Raw genomic sequence first — 17,695 nt, 5'->3', positions numbered from 1 at the left:
CTCGACAGGCAATTATACCGGGGCATCCGCCAACCGCAGGGACGCGAGGGCCTCAAGCAATCGGTCGACGTGGGCCTCTTCGTGAGCGGCCGACAGGGTGATGCGAAGCCTTGCCTGGCCCTGCGGGACGGTGGGCGGCCGGATGGCCACCACCAGCAGCCCTTGCGATTCCAGGGTTTTCGATGCCTCCAGGGTGCGCCGGGCGTCGCCGAGCAGCAGCGGTTGGATGGCTGTGCGCGAGGGCATCAGGGGCAGGCCTAGTTCGGTGGCGCCGCGACGAAAACGCTGGATCAGGCCGGTCAGTTTTTCGCGCCGCCAGGTTTCGCCGCGGGCGAGCGCGACGGCACAGCGCGTCGCGGCTGCCAGGGCGGGCGGCATGGCGGTGGTGTAGATGTAGGTGCGCGCAAACTGCATCAGTCCGTCGATCAGCGCGGCGGAGCCCGCGACGAACGCGCCGCTGCATCCAAGCGCCTTGCCGAGCGTAGCCATCAGTACCGGTACATCGCGTTCGCCCAATCCTGCCTCCGCGACGCTGCCGCTGCCGTCGTCGCCAAGTATGCCCAGGCCGTGCGCATCGTCGACCATCAAGGTCGCGCGTTCATTCGCGCACAGTGCAGCCAGTTCGCGCAACGGGGCGATGTCTCCGTCCATGCTGAACACGCCATCGGTGGCGAGCAGGGCATACGTGTCGGTATTGCTGCGCAGTTGGCGCGCCGCGGCGTCCACGTCCGCATGCGGATAACGTCTCAGGGTTGCGCCGGCGAGCTGCGCACCGTCGAGCAGGCAGGCGTGGTTGAGTTTGTCCTGTACGCACAGATCGTCGCGTTGCAGCAGTGCCTGCATCACGCCGAGATTGGCCATGTAGCCCGTGGAAAAAAGCAGTGCGCGTTCGCGGCCGGTCCACTCGGCCAGTGTTTCTTCCAGTGCGGCGTGCTCGCGCCGATGGCCACAGATAAGATGCGCCGAACCGCTGCCGACGCCGTCCGCATCGGCGGCTTCTTTCAGTGCGGCGATCAGCTTCGGATGTTGCGCCAGGCCAAGGTAATCGTTGGTGCAAAAAGCAAGCAGACGCTGTCCGTTGCTTTCCACCCAGGGACCATCGGCTTGTGTGATCGTGCGCAGGCGCCTTTGCAGTTGGGCCTGCGCGCGTTCGGCCGTCTGGACGGCCAGTCGCTCGAGCAGCTCAGGCCGCGGCACTGCAGCCACAGCCCTGGCCACAACCGCTCGCTTCCGTCTCGAGGATGTCGGCGTGCACGGTGTTGGCTTCTTCGGCTACTTCAAGTGCGTGCAGGTCGAGACGGCGGAACAGCGCGCGATCGTGCTCGACGTCGGGGTTGCCGGTGGTCAGCAGCTTTTCGCCGTAGAAAATCGAATTGGCGCCGGCGAAGAAGCAAAGCGCCTGCACCGCATCGTCCATCTGCTGGCGACCGGCCGACAGCCGGACCATCGAGGCCGGCATCAGGATGCGTGCGACCGCAATCGTGCGGACAAACTCAAAAGGGTCCAGCGCATCGGTGCCGTACAACGGCGTGCCTTCCACCTGCACCAGCTGGTTGATCGGTACCGACTGCGGATGTTCCGGCAAGTTGGCCAGCGTTTGCAGCAGGCCGGCGCGCTGCGGGCGCATTTCGCCCATGCCGACGATGCCGCCGCAGCAGGTTTTAAGACCGACCTCGCGCACGTGTTCGAGAGTGTCCAGGCGATCCTGGTATTCGCGCGTGTGGATGATTTCGCCGTAGAGCTCCGGCGCGGTGTCCAGGTTGTGGTTGTAGTAGTCGAGACCGGCCTGTTTCAGCGTCTTTGCCTGGGGTTCGGTCAGCATGCCGAGCGTCGCGCAGGTTTCCAGGCCCAGCGCTTTCACGGCGGACACGATTTCAGCCACCTGGGCCACATCGCGGTCCTTGGGGCTGCGCCAGGCCGCGCCCATGCAGAAGCGGCTGGCGCCGGCGCTCTTCGCGGCCTGGGCGCGGGCGACCACGGCATCCACCGTCATCAATTTTTCGGCCTTGACGCCGGTGTGGTAGCGCGCGGCCTGCGGGCAATAGCCGCAATCCTCCGGGCAACCGCCGGTCTTGATCGAAAGCAGGGTGGAAACCTGCACCGCGTTCGGATCGTGGTGTTCGCGGTGAACGCTGTGCGCCCGATGCAGCAGCTCGTTGAACGGGAGGTCGAACAAGGCGACGACTTCGTCGCGCGTCCAGTCATGGCGGAGAGCGGCTACGGACATGGGCGGGGGTTCCGGAAAACGTACGGCCCATAAGTGTGGAAGTGGCCTGAAAGGCTGTCAACTCAATACGGGCAGGAATGGTTGACGGCCTGGTCGCCAGACCCGCTACCATCGATCCTACGTTCTCCAGGGAAGTGATCCATGAGCGCAGGTCAGGGTAGTGCGGGCAATGTCATCGCTGCGGTGTGCAGCTTCTTCATTCCCGGCTTGGGTCAATTGGTACAAGGGCGCGTGCTCAAGGCGGCCGTCATGTTCGTGCTGGCTGCGGCGCTGTGGGTGATTTGGATGGGATGGATCATCCATCTTTGGTCGATCGTCGACGCTGCGATGTTCAAACCGGGCAACTAAGCCGGCACTTCCTGCGCATGGATGCGCCGAAACGTCTGCTCACGGCTTTCCACCAATGGCTGCTGCCATGGCGTTGCCTGCTGTGTGGCGACGCGGGTGTGGACGGCGTGGACCTGTGCGCGGCCTGCATGGCGGAATTGCCGCGCAATACGCACTGCTGCGAGCGTTGTGCTTTGCCGTTGCCCGTGTCGGCGCCGCAGTGTGGCCGCTGCCAGCGCAAGGCGCCGCCCTGGGATACGGCGTGGGCACCTTTTCGCTACGCGTGGCCGCTGGATCGATTGGAGACGCGCTTCAAGTTTGGTCGCGATCTTGCCGCGGGCCGCGCACTGGTTCATGCATGGCAGCGCGAAAGGCCGCCTGCGCTGCCGCAGCTCATCCTGCCTGTCCCACTACATCAGCGGCGTCTGCGCGAGCGCGGATACAACCAAACGTTGGAATTAGTCGGGCCATTGGCGAAGGCGTTGTGTGTTCCGTATCGGCGAGATGTTTTGCTTCGCATGCGATACACCGATGCTCAAACCGGTTTGACAGCCGTCGAGCGTCGTCAAAATCTGCGCCATGCATTCACCTTGCGCAAAGATGCGAAACTGCCAGCACACGTTGTTGTGCTGGACGACGTATTCACTACGGGTGCAACACTGGGCGAATGCGCGCGCACGTTGAAACGTGCGGGCGTCGAGCGTGTCGATGTGTGGGCGCTCGCACGCGCGCCGATTCCCGGTCGCTGAGGGCAAAGAATCAGCGTATGGCGAGAGCCAGCGCGATGCCGATCCACAACGTAAGCCCTAGCCAGTTGTTGTGCCGGAATGCCGTAAGGCAGGCATCGCGGTCGCGGTTGCGGATCAACCACTGCTGCCAGCCGAACAATCCCGCGGTGGCAATCACCGCCGCCCAATAGGGCCATCCCAAATGGGAGCGGGTCCCGACCATCACCAGCGCCACCATGAACGTGCCCATCAGCACGCCAAGGATCAACAGGTCGGCGTCGCCGAACAGGATGGCGGTGGAGCGTGCGCCGGCCTTGAGATCATCCTCGCGGTCCACCATGGCGTATTCGGTGTCGTAGATCACCGACCAGAGAATGTTGGCGATAAACAGCAGCCAGCCCAACGGCGGCACGCCGTTTGTCACGGCAGCGAAAGCCATCGGGATCGACCAGCCGAACGCCGCGCCCAGCACCACTTGAGGCAGGTCGGTATAGCGCTTGGTGAACGGATAGAGCGCCGCCAGGCCCGCGCCGATGAAAGAGAGCTTGATCGTCAGCGGGTTGGTAAGCAGCACCAGCAGGAAGGCGAAGATCAAGAGCGCCGCGAACACGATCAGGGCTTCGCGCGGCGTGACCCGCCCCGCGGCGATCGGCCGTCCGGCCGTCCGTGCAACCTGGGGGTCGAGTTTGCGGTCGGCGAAATCGTTGATGGCGCAGCCGGCCGCGCGCATGGCGAAGACGCCCAGCGTAAAGATGATCAGCATCTTCCAGGGCGGAAAATCGCCGGCCGCCAGCCACAGCGCCCACCAGGTCGGCCACAGCAGCAGCAGGGCGCCGATCGGCCTGTCCATGCGGGTCAATACAAGAATATCGTGCGCTTTTTCGCGGTGCCGATCGGGCAGCTTTTGCAGCAGCCAGTCCAGCACGCGGGAGGCGCGTGTCGAGCTGTCGGCCGGCCGTTGCGCTTTGCGTGCCGCCGGCAAGGCGGCGGGGCGTGCGCGAGTGGTGGCTGGCGCCGGGGGATTGCGCCGGGGGCGCTTGCGGGAAGTCGGAGACATCCCTCAAGTGTAGCGTGACGCTCTTACACGGAAACTGTGCGTTGCGCCACCGGGCGGCAAGTGGGAGTACATTGCCCCTACCGGTGGGATCAGTCTAGGATCGTGCACCATTTTGGGGGTGGGGTGTTCATGGTCTCGTCAATCAGTCACATTGCACTGATCGTGCGTGACCCTTCGCGTACCGCAGAATTGTTTGCCAGCGTTCTTGGTGCCCAAGTCATAGCGGATTTGCCCGACGACAACGGTCACCCGCAAAGTTGCGCGAAGTTGGGCGGCGTGTGGTTTGTGCTGCGGCAGGGCGCTGGGCCCTCGTGCCGCAATGGCGATCACATCGCGCTCGAGGTGAGCCGCGATGAACTGGTGGCCTGTGCGGACAAGCTGGCGACGTCCGACGTCGAGCACTTCATGGCGCGCGAGGACAGCGCGCTGTACTTCATGGACTACGACAACCACGTCTTCGAGTTGGATGCGGGCGGTTCCCTCGACGACATGCTGGCCGTTCGCACCTGACGCGAACGTTGCGCGTCAGGCGCGCAACAGCAATCGATAAGCCGGGTTGTCGCTTTCGTCGATGTGCGGATAGCCCAGGGTGCTCAGGAAGTCCCGCAACAGCGCATGCTCGCTGGGCGGCACTTGCATGCCGACCAGGATGCGTCCGTAGTCGGCACCGTGGTTGCGATAATGGAACAGGCTGATGTTCCAGTCGGGATGCATGCGATCCAGAAAGCGTGCCAGCGCGCCAGGACGCTCGGGGAAATCGAAGCGGTAAAGCCGCTCGTCGCGCGCCAGCGGCGAGCGCCCGCCGATCATGTGGCGAAGATGCAGTTTGGCGAGTTCGTCGTCGGTGAGGTCCAGCACGCCGAAGCCATTGGCGCGAAACGCATCCGCAAGAGCCTCGCGTTCGCCACGCTGGGCCGTCTGCACGCCGACAAAGATATGTGCAGCCTGTGCATCGCCGATCCGGTAGTTGAACTCGGTGATCGAATGCTGGCCTAGCGCGTGGCAAAAACGCCGAAAACTGCCGCGTTGTTCGGGAATGGTTACCGCAAACACGGCTTCGCGCTGTTCGCCCACCTCCGCACGTTCGGCGACGAATCGCAGCCGATCGAAATTCATGTTGGCGCCGGAAACCACCGCAACCAGTGCACCATCGCATGGGCCATGTGCGGCCACGTATTGCTTGAGTCCGGCGAGCGCCAGTGCTCCCGAAGGCTCGGGGATGCTGCGGGTGTCATGATAGATGTCGCGGATCGCGGCGCAGATCGCGTCGGTATCCACGCGCAGCACCTCATCGACGTACTGCTGGCACAGCGAAAATGTCAGCGTGCCGACTTGCTTCACGGCCGTGCCGTCTGCAAACAAACCCACCTCGTCCAGCAGGACACGCTCGCCTGCATCCAGTGCGCGCGCCATGGAATCGGCATCGCTGGCCTGCACGCCGACCACGCGGATGTCGGGTCGACGTGCCTTGATCACGGCGGCGACGCCTGCGATCAGTCCGCCGCCGCCAATAGGCACGAATACGGCATGCAACGGTCCGGGATGCTGCGCGAGAAGCTCCAGCGCGATCGTGGCCTGACCGGCGATGACATCGAGATCGTCGAACGGATGCACGAAGGTGGCTCCGAGTGCGTCGCGCAGGCGCATCGCCTCGGCCTGCGCATCGCTATAGGAGTCGCCCGCCAGGACTACTTCGGTGTAACGCCCGCCGAAGCGACGCACAGCATCGACTTTCACCTGGGGCGCAGTCACCGGCATCACGATCGTGGCGTGTATGCCCAACCGCGAGGCGGCCAGCGCCACGCCCTGCGCATGATTGCCGGCGGATGCGGCGATCACGCCGTGCGCGCGTTGCGCTTCGTCGAGCTGAGCCATGCGATTGTAGGCGCCGCGCAACTTGAACGAGAACACCGGTTGCTGATCCTCGCGCTTGAGTAGCACTGTCGTGGCCAGTCGTTCCGAGAGCAACGATGCGGGTTCCAGTGCGGTGTTTTGCGCAACCTCGTAGACGCGCGCCGCTTCGGCGCGCCGCAATACGGCCGCAGCGGTCAAGCCCGTATCGCTGTCGCCATGTGCAAGCCTTGCGTTCATGCCTGGGCGGGATGCTCGACCTGAAGCACGTCGACCAGTTTGCGTGTCTGCTGCAGGATCTGGGTCAACTTGGCATCGTCGCCGCGCACGGTGAGCGTGAGGCGCGAGACGGCCGGATCATTGGTGGCCGCGACCGTCAGCGTATCGATGTTGTGGCCACGCGCCGCAAACAACCCGGCAACGCGAACCAGTGCGCCGGCTTCGTTCTGCAGCAGGATGGAGAGTGTGTGTTGCATGGCGATGTTCCAGTCGTTCGAGCGGGTTAGAAGCTATCGGTGGCTGTGGCGTCGCCCGTGTGCGACGCATGCCGTCCGGGAATGAACTCGCCGGTGATCATCTGCGAGTAGTTGGCGCCGGGGCCGACCATCGGGTATACGCCGGCGTCGGGGTCGATCATCACTTCCAGGAAGGCAGGGCCGTCGAAGTGGAGGAACTCGGCGATGGTCGATGCGAGTTCCTCGGGGTTTTCCAAACGATGCGCCCACGCAAATCCATCCGCTTCCGCGGCGCGGACGAAGTCCTTGCGATGGAGGCTCTTGTCGGATGACGCAAAGCGGCCCTTGAAGAACAGCTTCTGCCACTGGCGCACCATGCCGTCGCCGACGTTGTTGAGCACCAGCACCTTGAGCGGCAGGCCGTAGGTGGTGACTGTCTCCAGCTCGCCAAGATTCATGCGGATGCTGGCATCGCCATCGACGTCGATCACCAGCGCATCGGGCTGCGCGAATTGCGCGCCGATTGCCGCCGGCAGGCCGAAACCCATCGTCCCCATCGAACCCGATGTCAGCAGGTGACGCGGCGAACGGAAATCCAGGTATTGCGCAGCCCACATCTGATGCTGGCCCACGCCCGTGGTGACGATGGCGCGGCCTTGCGAATGACGGTTGACTTCCTCCAGCACCGCATACGGCTGGATCAGCGCACTGCCGCGATCGTAGTTCATCGCGTGGTCGCGCTTGAGCGAGGCGACGTGCGCATGCCATTCGCCCAGCGAAAGATGGATGCGATGATCCTTGCCGTACTGGATCAGTCGCTGTAACGCGCGATCCAACGGGCCCACGTGATGCCAGTCGGTCTGTTTGACCTTGTCGATTTCCGCCGGATCGATATCGATGTGCGCGACAAACTTCGCGCGCGGTGCGAACTGTGCGGGAACGCTGGCGACGCGATCGTCGAAGCGTGCGCCGAGCGTGAACAGAAAGTCGCAATCCTCCACCGCGTAATTGGCGTAGGCGGTACCGTGCATGCCCAGCATATGCAGGGCCAGCGGTTCGGTCGTGTCGTAACCGCCGATGCCCATCAGTGTCGTGGTGACGGGCACGCCGAATGCGTCGACGAACGCGCGCAGCGCGGGCGACGCGTTGCCGGCGACGATGCCGCCACCCGCATAGATAAGTGGACGTTCCGCGCGCGCGAGAGCATCGAAGAACCTGGCGCACGCCGTATCGTCGAGCATGGCCTGTTCCACAGTGCGCAAGCGGGCGCGATAACCAGGCAGAGGCAGCTCGCCCTCGCCCTGGAAGCGGATCGTGGCGTTCTGCACATCCTTGGGAATATCCACCACCACCGGTCCCGGCCGACCGCTGCGCGCGATGGTGAAGGCCGTGCGCAACGTGGCTTCCAGTTGCGCGGCATCGGTGATCAGAAACACATGCTTGGCGCACGCGCTCATGATGTTGCTGATCGGTGCCTCCTGAAACGCATCGCTGCCGATCGCCTGCGTGGCGACCTGCCCGCTGATCACGACGACCGGAATCGAATCGGCCATCGAATCGCGCACGGGCGTCACCATGTTGGTGGCGCCCGGCCCCGAGGTGACGACGGCCACGCCGACCTTGCCCGACGCGCGCGCATAGCCGGCGGCCATGAAGCCCGCGCCCTGTTCGTTGGCGGGCACGATCAGCGGCATGGGTTCCCTCCCGTCGGGACGCGCATGTTCCGCGTTATGGCGGAACACGGCGTCGTAGACGGGCAGGATCGCACCGCCGGAGTAGCCAAAAAGTACGTCGACACCTTCGTCGGCCAGCACTTGTACGACGACATCCGCACCGCTCAGGTCCTTTCCTGCGAGCGGATGACGCACGGCGCGGGGATCCGCGTCGGCGGCGAACGATGGTTTCGGCATTGGCGTGTTCACTTCGGTCCCTTGGTTTTTTGCAACGCATGTGTTGCGGTTGTGTCGAATGGTTTGAACGTCGGTGCCTTTCGTCAGAAAGCTTGCCTGTCGCCTTTCATGCGCTGACTGGTATTCCGTACATCTCCACGATGCGCTCGTCCTGCGCTTTGGCGGAGAAGTGTTCCCACTCGATGCCGTTCACATCCGGTGTGCTGGTGAAACCTTGTGCGCTGTCGTCTTCGAAGCCGATGTGCCGTAACTGGCCGGCACGATCGGGGTTCTGGTTGATCGAGAAATTCAGCAGGTCCGTGCGCCACATCGCGTACTTGCCGTCGACCACGGCATGCGGACGTTGTCCGAGGCGCGCGCTGTAGTCGACGATGGATGCATCGAGATCGCGTACGGCGAGTGCGATGTGGAAGCGTTTCATCTGCGATTCCTGTCGAGACATAGGGCCATGCGGCGCTCTCCCTGCCGGAGGGATGGGGGTGTGGGAGAGCGCCGCATGGATTTAACCGACCTTCTTCAACGGTGCGGGCTCGGACTTCGCACCGGTTTGCAGCCAAGGCATGCGCGCACGCAGCTTCGCGCCGACCTGTTCGATCGGATGATCGAGATCGGCCTGCTTGAGCTTCTTGTAGTTGGGCAGGCCCGCGTTGTACTCGGCGATCCAGTTGCGCGCGAAGGTGCCGTCCTGAATGTCCTTCAGCACGCCCTTCATGCGTTCCTTGGTCGCCGAATCCACCACGCGCGGGCCGCTGACGTAGTCGCCGTACTGCGCGGTCTCGGAGACGAACTGCAGCATGCGCGTGATGCCGCCCTCGTAGAACAGGTCCACGATCAGCTTCAGTTCGTGCAGCACTTCGTAATAGGCGATTTCAGGCTGATAGCCGGCTTCCACCAGCGTCTCGAAGCCCTTGATGACCAGCTCGCTGGCGCCGCCGCACAGCACGGCCTGTTCGCCGAAGAGATCCGTTTCGGTCTCTTCCTTGAAATCGGTCTTGATCAGCATCGCGCGCGCGCCGCCGATGCCTGCGGCATAGGCCTTGGCTTTTTCTTCGGCGTGGCCGGTCTTGTCCTGATGCACGGCGTAGACGCACGGCACGCCGCGGCCGCGTTCGTATTCGCTGCGCACCAATGCGCCCGGTCCCTTCGGTGCGACCAGGATCACGTCGATGTCGCTGCGTGGTTCGATCTGCTTGAAGTGCACGTTGAAGCCGTGCGCGAACAGCAGCGCTGCGCCGGCCTTGATGTTCGGCTCGATGGATTCCTTGTACAGCGTCGGCTGCACCATGTCCGGCGTCAGCACCGCGACCAGGTCGGCGCCGCGCACGGCTTCGGCGGCTTCGACTACGTGGAAGCCATCGGCCACGGCCTTGCTCCAGGTCGGTCCGTTCGGGCGAAGGCCGATCACGACATCCAGTCCGGAGTCCTTGAGATTGAGGGCGTGGGCGCGGCCCTGGCTGCCGTAGCCGAGAACGGCGATGCGCGCCTTGGCCAGCGTATCGGTGGTAGCGGTGGTGCTCATGCGGGAACTCCTGCGTCGGTACGTGATGTGACGGATGGTTGGGTCGTGTGTGTGGATGGATGCGTGGTGGCGCCTTCGGAAGCGGAGCCGACGAGTTGCGCGTATTTGGCGAGTGCGCCGCGTGTCACCTTGGGCGCTGGCGGTTGCCAGCTGGCGCGACGCGTGGCGAGATCGGCATCCGTGGAAATCGTGCGCGACTGTGCGTCGATCACGATGCGGTCGCCTTCGTGCAGGAGCGCAATCGGACCGCCGCGTGCGGCTTCGGGTGCGATATGGCCGACCATGAAGCCGTGTGTGGCGCCGGAGAAGCGGCCGTCGGTGATCAGTGCGACGTCGTCGCCGAGACCGCGGCCGATCAATGCCGCCGTTACACCCAGCATTTCGCGCATGCCGGGGCCGCCGGCGGGGCCTTCGTTGCGGATCACAAGCACGTCGCCCTTGGCGATGCTGCCGGCTTGCACGGCGGCGAAGGCCTGTTCCTCGCTTTCGAACACGCGCGCCCTTCCTTCGAAATGCGTGGCGCCCTTGCCGGCGAGTTTCAGGATGCAGCCTTCGGGCGCGAGATTGCCGTAGAGAATCGAGTAGCCGCCGCGCGGCTTCAGCGGCTGCTGCACGGGATGCACGACGTCCTGCTTTTCGGCTCGCGGTGCGGCGGCGCATTCTTCGAACAGGCTACGGCCCGTGACCGTGGCGCCGTCTTCGAGCATGCCCGCTGCGATCAGCTCTTGCGCAACACGTGCGCTGCCGCCTGCGCCGAACAATTCCACGGCGGTGTAGCGGCCGCCCGGCAGCAGATCGGCGATCACCGGCGTGTGGACGGATGCCGGTTCGAAATCCTCGATCGTCCACGGCACACCCGCTTCCCTCGCAATCGCCAGCAAATGCAGCACGGCATTGGTGGAGCCCGCGGTGGCGGCGACCATGCGCGCGGCATTGCGGAAGGCGGTGGTATTGAGCATATCGAGCGGTTTGCGCTGCTGGCGCAGGCAATCCATCACCAACTCGCCGCAGCGGAACGCGGCATGCGTCTTGGCCGGATGTGTCGCGGGAATGTCGTTGAAACCCATGGGCGACAGTCCCAGGGTCTGCATCACCATCGCCATCGTATTGGCGGTGAATTGACCGCCGCATGCACCGGCACCCGGGCATGCGTCTTTCTCGACCGCCGTCAGTTCGGCGTCGTCGATCTTGCCGGCGCCGTGTGCGCCGACGGCTTCGAACACCTGCTGGATGGTGATCGGATGATTGTTGTGCGTGCCGTGCGCAATGCTGCCGCCGTACAGCGCGACCGCGGGAATGTTCAGGCGCGCCATCGCCATCGCCGCGGCGGGAATGGTCTTGTCGCAGCCGCACAGCACCACCATCGCATCGAGGCAGTGGCCGTCGACGGCCAGCTCGATCGAATCGGTGATCACCTCGCGGCTGATCAGCGACGCGCGCATGCCGGGCGTGCCCATCGCGATGCCGTCGGTGACGGCAATCGTGTTGAACTCGATCGGCGTGCCGCCCGCGGCACGGATGCCGGCGGCGGCGTGTTCGGCCAGTTCGCGCAGGTTCAAGTTGCACGGACTGACGTTGGACCACGTATGCACCACGGCAACCAGCGGCTTGGTGATGTCGCTGTCTTGCAAGCCCGTCGCACGCAGCATCGCGCGTGCGGGTGCGCGGTCGGGGCCGGTTTTGATCAGATCGCTACGCATCGTGTCCTCGCTCAGCCGCACGCGCGCAGGCCGCACAGAAAGGCGGGCGTGGCGACGTCGTCCAGCGCTTCGATCACGGCATCGCAGATTTCGCGGGTGCCTGCTCTGCCGCCGATATCGCGGCTGTGTGGGCCGTTGGTCAGCACATGGCTCACGGCGGCTTCGATCGTGGTGGCTTCGACGTCCAGGTCCAGCGAATGACGCAGCAGCAGCGCGGCGGAAAGAATCGCACCCAGCGGATTGGCAACGCCGTGGCCGGCGATATCCGGCGCCGAACCGTGGATGGGTTCGTACAGACCGACCTTGCCTTCACCCAGCGAAGCGGAAGGCAGCAGGCCGAGCGATCCGGCCAGCGCAGCAGCTTCGTCGGTGAGAATGTCGCCGAACAGGTTTTCCGTGACGATCACGTCGTAGCGCGACGGCTGCGTCAGCAACAGCATTGCCATCGAGTCGACCAGCTGATGTTCCAGCTTCACATCGGGATATTCAGCGGCGATACGCGTAACCGTGCTGCGCCACAGGCGCGAGGTTTCCAGCACATTGGCCTTGTCTACCGAAGTGACGTGCTGGCGGCGTTCGCGCGCCAGTTCGAAGGCGCGACGCGTCACACGCTCGACCTCCGCGACGGTGTATTTGCATTCGTCCGTTGCTGTATCGGTTGTGCGCGTCTTGGCGCCGAAATATGCACCGCCGGTCAGTTCACGCACGAACAGCACGTCGACGTTCTTGAGCTTCTCGTTCTTGAGCGGCGAGAGCGATGCCAGCGCCGGATGCACGTGCAGCGGACGCAGATTCGCGAAGACGCCGAGCGCCGCACGCAACGCCAGCAGCCCTTGTTCGGGACGCACTTTCGCCTGCGGGTCGGACCACTTCGGACCGCCGACCGCGCCGAGCAACACCGCATCGGCCTGCTTGCATGCCGCCAGCGTCGCGGCAGGCAGCGGCTCGCCGGTCGCGTCGATGGCGCAACCGCCAATGGCGTGGGATTCGAATGCGAAGGTGTGACCGCTGCGCTCGGCAACGGCCTGCAATACGGCAACGGCCGCATCGGTGACTTCCGGGCCTACGCCGTCGCCGGGCAGGGTAACGATACGCGCCTTCATGCCGCCTTCTCCTGTTGCTGTTCGTATTGAGTGATGGTTGCTTCCTGCTGCAGCAGGAAGCCGAGCTGATCCACGCCGTTGAGCAGGCAATGCCGCGCGAACGGTTCGAGCTGGAAGCGGATGCGACCGCCGTCGGGCAGTTCGATGGCTTGCTCGCGCACGTCGATGGACAGTTCGATGCCGGGGTTCTTGAGCAGCCAGCGGTGCTCCGCTTCGTCCAGCACAATGGCGAGCAGGCCGTTCTTCAGTGCGTTGCCGCGGAAGATGTCTGCGATCTCGCTGCACAGCACCGCCTGGATGCCGTAATCGAGCAGCGCCCATGGCGCGTGCTCGCGCGACGAACCGCAACCGAAGTTGCGGCCGGCGACGAGGATGCTGCAGCCGCGCGCTTCGGGCTTGTTGAGCGGGAAAGCCGGGTTGTCGCTGCCGTCCTGGCTGTAGCGCCAATCCTGGAAGCAATGCTTGCCCAGGCCACTGCGCTCGGTGGTGGTGAGGAAGCGCGCGGGGATGATGCGGTCGGTGTCGATGTTTTCGTCGACCAGCACAGCGGTGCGCGAATGGATGCGTGTTACGGGCTTCATGCGGCCACCTCCGTCAGGTATTCGCGCGGGTCGGCAATCGCGCCGGCGATGGCGGATGCGGCAGCTGTGGCAGGGCTTGCCAGCACGGTGCGTGCACCCTTGCCCTGGCGGCCTTCGAAATTGCGGTTGGACGTGCTCACGACGAGCTGTCCCGGTTGCGCGAGATCGCCGTTCATCGCGATGCACATCGAGCAGCCCGGGATGCGCCACTCGGCGCCCGCGGCGAGAAATACTTCGTGCAGACCTTCGCGCTCGGCATCGCGGCGCACGGCTTCGGAGCCTGGCACCACCAGCACGCGCACGCCCTTGGCAACCTTCCTGCCGCGCAACACGTTGGCGGCCTCGCGCAGGTCGGAAAGGCGCGAGTTGGTGCAGCTGCCGATGAACACGACATCGACCGCCGTGCCTTGCATCGGCTGATTCGGTTTGACCTGCATGTAATCGAGCGCACGTTGCTCCGGCGCGTTGCGCGCGGCGGGCACGGGTTTGTCCATCGCAATCGCCATGCCCGGATGCGTGCCGTAGGTGACCGTCGGCCGAATCTGGCTGGCGTCGATGCGCACTTCGCGGTCGTATTCGGCGCCGGCATCGGTGCGCAATGCGCGCCAACGATTGACGGCTGCATCCCATGCCGCACCCTGCGGCGCGTTGGAACGGCCTTTCAGCCAGGCGAACGTGGTTTCATCCGGCGCGATAAGCCCCGCGCGTGCGCCGGCTTCGATCGACATGTTGCACACCGTCATGCGCTCTTCCATCGACAGCGCCTCGATGGCTTCGCCGCGATATTCCAGAACGTAGCCGGTACCGCCATCCACGCCGATCTCGCCGATGATGTGCAGGATCAGGTCCTTCGCGCCGACGCCGCGCGGCAACTTGCCGTCGACATGGATGGCGAAGGTTTTCGGCTTGCGTTGCAGCAGGCATTGCGTGGCCATCACGTGACCGACTTCGGTGGTGCCGATGCCGAACGCGAGTGCGCCGAACGCGCCATGGGTCGAGGTGTGGCTGTCGCCGCAAACGATGGTCATGCCCGGTTGCGTGGCGCCGAGCTCAGGGCCGATGACGTGCACGATGCCGCGGTCCTGGCTATCCCATCCGTAGAGCCGCACGCCGAATTCGCGACAATTCGCTTCCAGCTGCGCCACCTGTGCCTTCGCTTCGGCGTTGGTGTAGGGACGCTCGCCGTTCGCCGCAGGGGGCAGCGTGGGCGTGGAATGGTCGAGCGTCGCCAGCGTGCGGTCAGGACGACGCAGTTTCAGGCCGCGCGAACGCAGTTCGCTGAAGGCCTGTGGCGAGGTGACTTCGTGTACCAGGTGCAGATCGATGTACAGCACCGAGGGCGTGTCGTCGGTTTCGGGTGCGACCACATGGGCGCCCCAGATTTTTTCGAATAGCGTACGAGGCGTCATGCAGTGACCTGCTGTGGTTGAGAAGCGCGGCCATGGCTGGCCGCGTTTTGACTTTCGTGGTCGGGGGCGACCGCGCCCGATACATGCGTGAGCCAGCCGTAACGGTCTTGCGTACGACCGTCGAACAGGCCGAAGAAGGCATCGCGCAATGCGCGCGTGATCGGGCCAGGGGTGCCGCTGCCGACCTTCTTGCGGTCGACGGAACGCACCGGCGTGATTTCCGCGGCGGTGCCGGTCATGAACACTTCGTCGGCCGAATACAGCGCTTCGCGCGGCAGGTCGCGTTCTTCCACGGCGATGCCGAGATCGTTGGCGAGCGTGATCACCGTGTCGCGCGTGATACCGGCGAGAATGCCCGCGCTCGACGGCGGCGTGAGCAACTTGCCGCGCTTGACCAGGAAGAGGTTTTCGCCCGCGCCTTCGCTCAGCAGGCCGTTGTAGCCCAGCGCGATGCCTTCGTCGAAACCGCCACGGCGCGCTTCCAATCCGATCAGCTGGCTGCTGAGGTAGTTGCCACCGGCTTTCGCCCAGCTCGGAAAGGTATTCGGTGCGGGGCGATTCCACGACGACACGCACACATCCGCGCCCACTTCGGCCGCGTCGCCGAGATAAGCGCCCCATTCCAAAGCCATGATCGCGACGTCGACGGGCGCGCCGTCCCTGGGGAGTACGCCGAGCCCGCCGGCGCCGCGAAACACGATCGGCCGTACATAGGCCGATGCCATCCGGTTGGCGCGAATCAAGTCCAGGCAGGCTTCATCGATCTCCTGCTCGCTGTAACCGATCTCGATGTCGTAGACGCGCGCGGACTCGAACAGGCGGCGCGTGTGATCGGCGAGGCGGAAATAGGCAGGCCCTTCCGGTGTCGCATACACACGCTCGCCTTCGAACACTGAGGAGCCGTAGTGCAGCGCATGCGTGCTGACGTGAACGGTGGCCTCGGCCCATGGCTTGATGCGGCCGTTGTGCCAAAGGAAGGGCGTGCTCATGCGGAAACTCCTCGCGACTTCAGGACTGGGGCAGGGCGTTCGCCGGACTGCCGTTCGATGCGATTGACGATGGCGAGCGCCGCGTGCGCGGTCGCCTCGATGATGTCGGTGCTGACGCTGCTGCCATTCCAGTCGCGCTGTGCGTGACGCGCGGTGAGCTGCGCCTGGCCTTGCGCGTCGCCACCCTCGCTGATCGCCCGAACCTGGAAGCGTGTCAGCACCATGTCGGTGCCGGTGGCGCGTTCGATCGCGCGCAGCACGGCATCCACCGGACCGTCGCCGATGGCGGCCTCGCCCACTTCGCGGCCGTCTTCGTGGCTCAGCTTCACCGTGGCCGACGCGCTGCCGCCCAGATGCGAGCTGGTGTTGAGCTGGTCCAGATGCCACGGACCTTTTGCATCCGGGTCCTGGCCGAGCGCCAGCGCTTCGAGGTCTTCATCGCGGATCTCGCGCTTGCGGTCGGCCAGCGCCTTGAAGCGCGCGAAGATGTCGTCCATCGCGGATTCGTCCACGGCATGTCCGAGCGTTTGCAGGCGTTGGCGCAACGCATGGCGGCCGGAATGCTTGCCCAGCACCAGTGTCGTTTCGGCGATGCCCACATCCTGCGGACGCATGATTTCGTAGGTGCCGCGGTGCTTGAGCATGCCGTGCTGATGGATGCCCGATTCGTGCGCGAAAGCGTTCTCGCCCACGACCGCCTTGTTGCGAGGTACGGCTTGCCCGGTGACCTGCGTGAGCAGGCGCGAGGTGGGATAGAGCTTGCGCGTGTCGATGCCCGTGCGCAGGCCGAAATGCGGCGCGCGAACCTTCAGCGCCATCACGATTTCTTCCAGCGCGGCATTGCCGGCGCGTTCGCCGATGCCGTTGATGGTGCATTCCACCTGCCGGGCGCCCGCGCTGACTGCAGCAAGGCTGTTGGCCACGGCCATCCCCAAATCGTCGTGACAATGCGTGGAAAATACGGCTTTGTGCGCGTCGCGAACGTTTTTCCGCAGGTACGTGAAGAGCTCCACCATTTCGGCGGGCGTGGTGTAACCCACGGTGTCGGGTGCATTGAGCGTGGTCGCGCCTGCGGCAATGGCCGCGCTGAACACTTCGACCAGGAAATCGGGTTCGGTGCGCAGCGCGTCTTCGGCGGAGAATTCGACGTCGGCGCAGTATTTGCGCGCGCGCTCGATCGAGGCTACGGCCGTTTCGAGCACCTGCGATTTGCTCATGCCCAGCTTGTGTTCGCGATGCAGCGGGCTGGTGGAAAGGAACAGGTGAATGCGCGAGCGATGCGCGCGTTCCAGCGCACGCGCGGACGTGTCGATGTCGCCGTTCTGGCAGCGCGCGAGTGCGCACACGGTGGTGTTGCGCAACGTTCGCGCGATTTCTTCAACGGCCGCGAAATCGTCCGGCGAAGCCTGCGGAAAGCCCGCTTCGAGGATGTCCACGCCCAGGGTTTCCAGGGCTTGTGCCATGCACAATTTGGCCCGTCGATCCATGGAGAAACCGGGCGCCTGTTCGCCATCGCGCAGGGTGGTGTCGAAGATGCGTACGCGATCTTCGGCGTTGTCGCCGGCCTCGCCCTGGTCTTTCGGTTGTGCTGTTTCGGTGGTCATGCCTGGCTCCGTTTTGGGCGGTGCCGAGGGCAACAAAAAACCCCGCATCCTGTTCGGGTGCGGGGTTCTTCAGGGTATCTAGGTCAGTTTTGCTTTACCTGGACACGCGCCCTCAGCCCGCACCTCCGTTAGTAATAAGGAGTACGAGTACAAGGGAAATAAGAAGGAGGCCTGCGAACGGCAGCATGTCCGTGACCGTCGGGGGACGGATTGCTCGGGTCACATAGCGGTGGCT

General features: G+C 64.6%; 17 protein-coding genes. 3 read left to right on the top strand and 14 right to left on the bottom strand.

Annotated elements, in window-relative coordinates:
- Positions 1-12 precede the first annotated feature (12 nt).
- On the bottom strand, positions 13-1,197 hold the full coding sequence (gene bioF, locus DWU99_RS11365; RefSeq protein WP_115478125.1) for an 8-amino-7-oxononanoate synthase: 1,185 nt from the start codon (positions 1,195-1,197) through the stop codon (positions 13-15).
- Positions 1,184-2,227: a biotin synthase BioB gene (bioB, locus tag DWU99_RS11360; protein WP_115478124.1), complete on the bottom strand. Its 1,044-nt coding sequence runs from the start codon at positions 2,225-2,227 to the stop codon at positions 1,184-1,186. Before bioB ends, bioF begins: the two co-directional genes overlap by 14 nt.
- Positions 2,228-2,368: 141 nt before the next feature.
- On the opposite strand from bioB, the gene DWU99_RS11355 reads away from it, so the two are divergent.
- Both DWU99_RS11355 and DWU99_RS11350 read left to right on the top strand, forming a co-directional pair.
- Complete coding sequence (locus tag DWU99_RS11355; protein ID WP_115478123.1) at positions 2,369-2,575, top strand: hypothetical protein; 207 nt, start codon at positions 2,369-2,371, stop codon at positions 2,573-2,575.
- Between the two features lie 17 nt (positions 2,576-2,592).
- Complete coding sequence (locus DWU99_RS11350) at positions 2,593-3,303, top strand: ComF family protein (protein WP_115478122.1); 711 nt, start codon at positions 2,593-2,595, stop codon at positions 3,301-3,303.
- 10 nt (positions 3,304-3,313) lie between these two features.
- Here the strand turns inward: DWU99_RS11350 and ubiA are convergent, their stop codons facing one another.
- Positions 3,314-4,207: a 4-hydroxybenzoate octaprenyltransferase gene (ubiA, locus tag DWU99_RS11345; RefSeq protein ID WP_233511063.1), complete on the bottom strand. Its 894-nt coding sequence runs from the start codon at positions 4,205-4,207 to the stop codon at positions 3,314-3,316.
- 261 nt (positions 4,208-4,468) lie between these two features.
- Here ubiA and DWU99_RS11340 point away from each other — a divergent pair, with 261 nt between their 5' ends.
- On the top strand, positions 4,469-4,849 hold the full coding sequence (locus tag DWU99_RS11340; protein WP_115478120.1) for a VOC family protein: 381 nt from the start codon (positions 4,469-4,471) through the stop codon (positions 4,847-4,849).
- Positions 4,850-4,864: 15 nt separating this feature from the next.
- Here the strand turns inward: DWU99_RS11340 and ilvA are convergent, their stop codons facing one another.
- From ilvA to DWU99_RS11285, 11 genes are all read right to left on the bottom strand, one after another.
- On the bottom strand, positions 4,865-6,430 hold the full coding sequence (ilvA, locus tag DWU99_RS11335) for a threonine ammonia-lyase, biosynthetic (protein WP_115478119.1): 1,566 nt from the start codon (positions 6,428-6,430) through the stop codon (positions 4,865-4,867).
- Positions 6,427-6,666 (bottom strand): acetolactate synthase small subunit, encoded by a 240-nt coding sequence (ilvN, locus tag DWU99_RS11330; protein WP_115478118.1) that lies wholly within the window; start codon positions 6,664-6,666, stop codon positions 6,427-6,429. The genes ilvA and ilvN overlap by 4 nt, the downstream gene beginning before the upstream one ends.
- A 26-nt stretch (positions 6,667-6,692) precedes the next feature.
- Positions 6,693-8,555 carry a biosynthetic-type acetolactate synthase large subunit gene (gene ilvB, locus DWU99_RS11325; protein WP_115478117.1) on the bottom strand — a complete coding sequence of 621 codons (1,863 nt, stop codon included), beginning with the start codon at positions 8,553-8,555 and terminating at the stop codon, positions 6,693-6,695.
- A 106-nt stretch (positions 8,556-8,661) separates the two neighbouring features.
- Entirely contained in the window at positions 8,662-8,976 is a 315-nt protein-coding gene (locus DWU99_RS11320; protein ID WP_115478116.1) for a VOC family protein, read from the bottom strand.
- Positions 8,977-9,057: 81 nt separating this feature from the next.
- Positions 9,058-10,074, bottom strand: coding sequence for a ketol-acid reductoisomerase (gene ilvC, locus DWU99_RS11315; RefSeq protein WP_115478115.1), 1,017 nt, complete (start codon positions 10,072-10,074; stop codon positions 9,058-9,060).
- On the bottom strand, positions 10,071-11,774 hold the full coding sequence (gene ilvD / locus DWU99_RS11310) for a dihydroxy-acid dehydratase (protein ID WP_115478203.1): 1,704 nt from the start codon (positions 11,772-11,774) through the stop codon (positions 10,071-10,073). Before ilvD ends, ilvC begins: the two co-directional genes overlap by 4 nt.
- A gap of 11 nt (positions 11,775-11,785) precedes the next feature.
- On the bottom strand, positions 11,786-12,877 hold the full coding sequence (leuB, locus tag DWU99_RS11305) for a 3-isopropylmalate dehydrogenase (RefSeq protein WP_115478114.1): 1,092 nt from the start codon (positions 12,875-12,877) through the stop codon (positions 11,786-11,788).
- The gene (leuD, locus tag DWU99_RS11300; RefSeq protein WP_115478113.1) at positions 12,874-13,458 is read right to left on the bottom strand and encodes a 3-isopropylmalate dehydratase small subunit; all 585 of its coding nucleotides are present in this window, start codon (positions 13,456-13,458) and stop codon (positions 12,874-12,876) included. The genes leuB and leuD overlap by 4 nt, the downstream gene beginning before the upstream one ends.
- The gene (gene leuC / locus DWU99_RS11295; protein WP_115478112.1) at positions 13,455-14,867 is read right to left on the bottom strand and encodes a 3-isopropylmalate dehydratase large subunit; all 1,413 of its coding nucleotides are present in this window, start codon (positions 14,865-14,867) and stop codon (positions 13,455-13,457) included. Before leuC ends, leuD begins: the two co-directional genes overlap by 4 nt.
- Positions 14,864-15,856 (bottom strand): branched-chain amino acid transaminase, encoded by a 993-nt coding sequence (locus DWU99_RS11290; protein ID WP_115478111.1) that lies wholly within the window; start codon positions 15,854-15,856, stop codon positions 14,864-14,866. Before DWU99_RS11290 ends, leuC begins: the two co-directional genes overlap by 4 nt.
- Positions 15,853-17,460: a 2-isopropylmalate synthase gene (locus DWU99_RS11285; RefSeq protein ID WP_115478110.1), complete on the bottom strand. Its 1,608-nt coding sequence runs from the start codon at positions 17,458-17,460 to the stop codon at positions 15,853-15,855. The genes DWU99_RS11290 and DWU99_RS11285 overlap by 4 nt, the downstream gene beginning before the upstream one ends.
- Positions 17,461-17,695 lie beyond the last annotated feature (235 nt).

Origin of the sequence: Dyella psychrodurans, assembly GCF_003363265.1 — a bacterium.
Taxonomy (GTDB): Bacteria; Pseudomonadota; Gammaproteobacteria; order Xanthomonadales; family Rhodanobacteraceae; genus Dyella_B; species Dyella_B psychrodurans.
Note: the sequence above shows the minus strand (reverse complement) of the source record. Positions and strands in the feature narration are given on the sequence as shown.

Excerpts from the sequence above, each read along its gene's own strand:
- bioB (WP_115478124.1), bottom strand. The coding sequence starts at position 2,227 with ATGTCCGTAGCCGCTCTCCGCCATGACTGGACGCGCGACGAAGTCGTC.
- DWU99_RS11355 (WP_115478123.1), top strand. The coding sequence starts at position 2,369 with ATGAGCGCAGGTCAGGGTAGTGCGGGCAATGTCATCGCTGCGGTGTGC.
- DWU99_RS11350 (WP_115478122.1), top strand. The coding sequence starts at position 2,593 with ATGGATGCGCCGAAACGTCTGCTCACGGCTTTCCACCAATGGCTGCTG.
- DWU99_RS11340 (WP_115478120.1), top strand. The coding sequence starts at position 4,469 with ATGGTCTCGTCAATCAGTCACATTGCACTGATCGTGCGTGACCCTTCG.
- ilvA (WP_115478119.1), bottom strand. The coding sequence starts at position 6,430 with ATGAACGCAAGGCTTGCACATGGCGACAGCGATACGGGCTTGACCGCT.
- ilvN (WP_115478118.1), bottom strand. The coding sequence starts at position 6,666 with ATGCAACACACACTCTCCATCCTGCTGCAGAACGAAGCCGGCGCACTG.
- ilvB (WP_115478117.1), bottom strand. The coding sequence starts at position 8,555 with ATGCCGAAACCATCGTTCGCCGCCGACGCGGATCCCCGCGCCGTGCGT.
- DWU99_RS11320 (WP_115478116.1), bottom strand. The coding sequence starts at position 8,976 with ATGAAACGCTTCCACATCGCACTCGCCGTACGCGATCTCGATGCATCC.
- ilvC (WP_115478115.1), bottom strand. The coding sequence starts at position 10,074 with ATGAGCACCACCGCTACCACCGATACGCTGGCCAAGGCGCGCATCGCC.
- ilvD (WP_115478203.1), bottom strand. The coding sequence starts at position 11,774 with ATGCGTAGCGATCTGATCAAAACCGGCCCCGACCGCGCACCCGCACGC.
- leuB (WP_115478114.1), bottom strand. The coding sequence starts at position 12,877 with ATGAAGGCGCGTATCGTTACCCTGCCCGGCGACGGCGTAGGCCCGGAA.
- leuD (WP_115478113.1), bottom strand. The coding sequence starts at position 13,458 with ATGAAGCCCGTAACACGCATCCATTCGCGCACCGCTGTGCTGGTCGAC.
- leuC (WP_115478112.1), bottom strand. The coding sequence starts at position 14,867 with ATGACGCCTCGTACGCTATTCGAAAAAATCTGGGGCGCCCATGTGGTC.
- DWU99_RS11290 (WP_115478111.1), bottom strand. The coding sequence starts at position 15,856 with ATGAGCACGCCCTTCCTTTGGCACAACGGCCGCATCAAGCCATGGGCC.
- DWU99_RS11285 (WP_115478110.1), bottom strand. The coding sequence starts at position 17,460 with ATGACCACCGAAACAGCACAACCGAAAGACCAGGGCGAGGCCGGCGAC.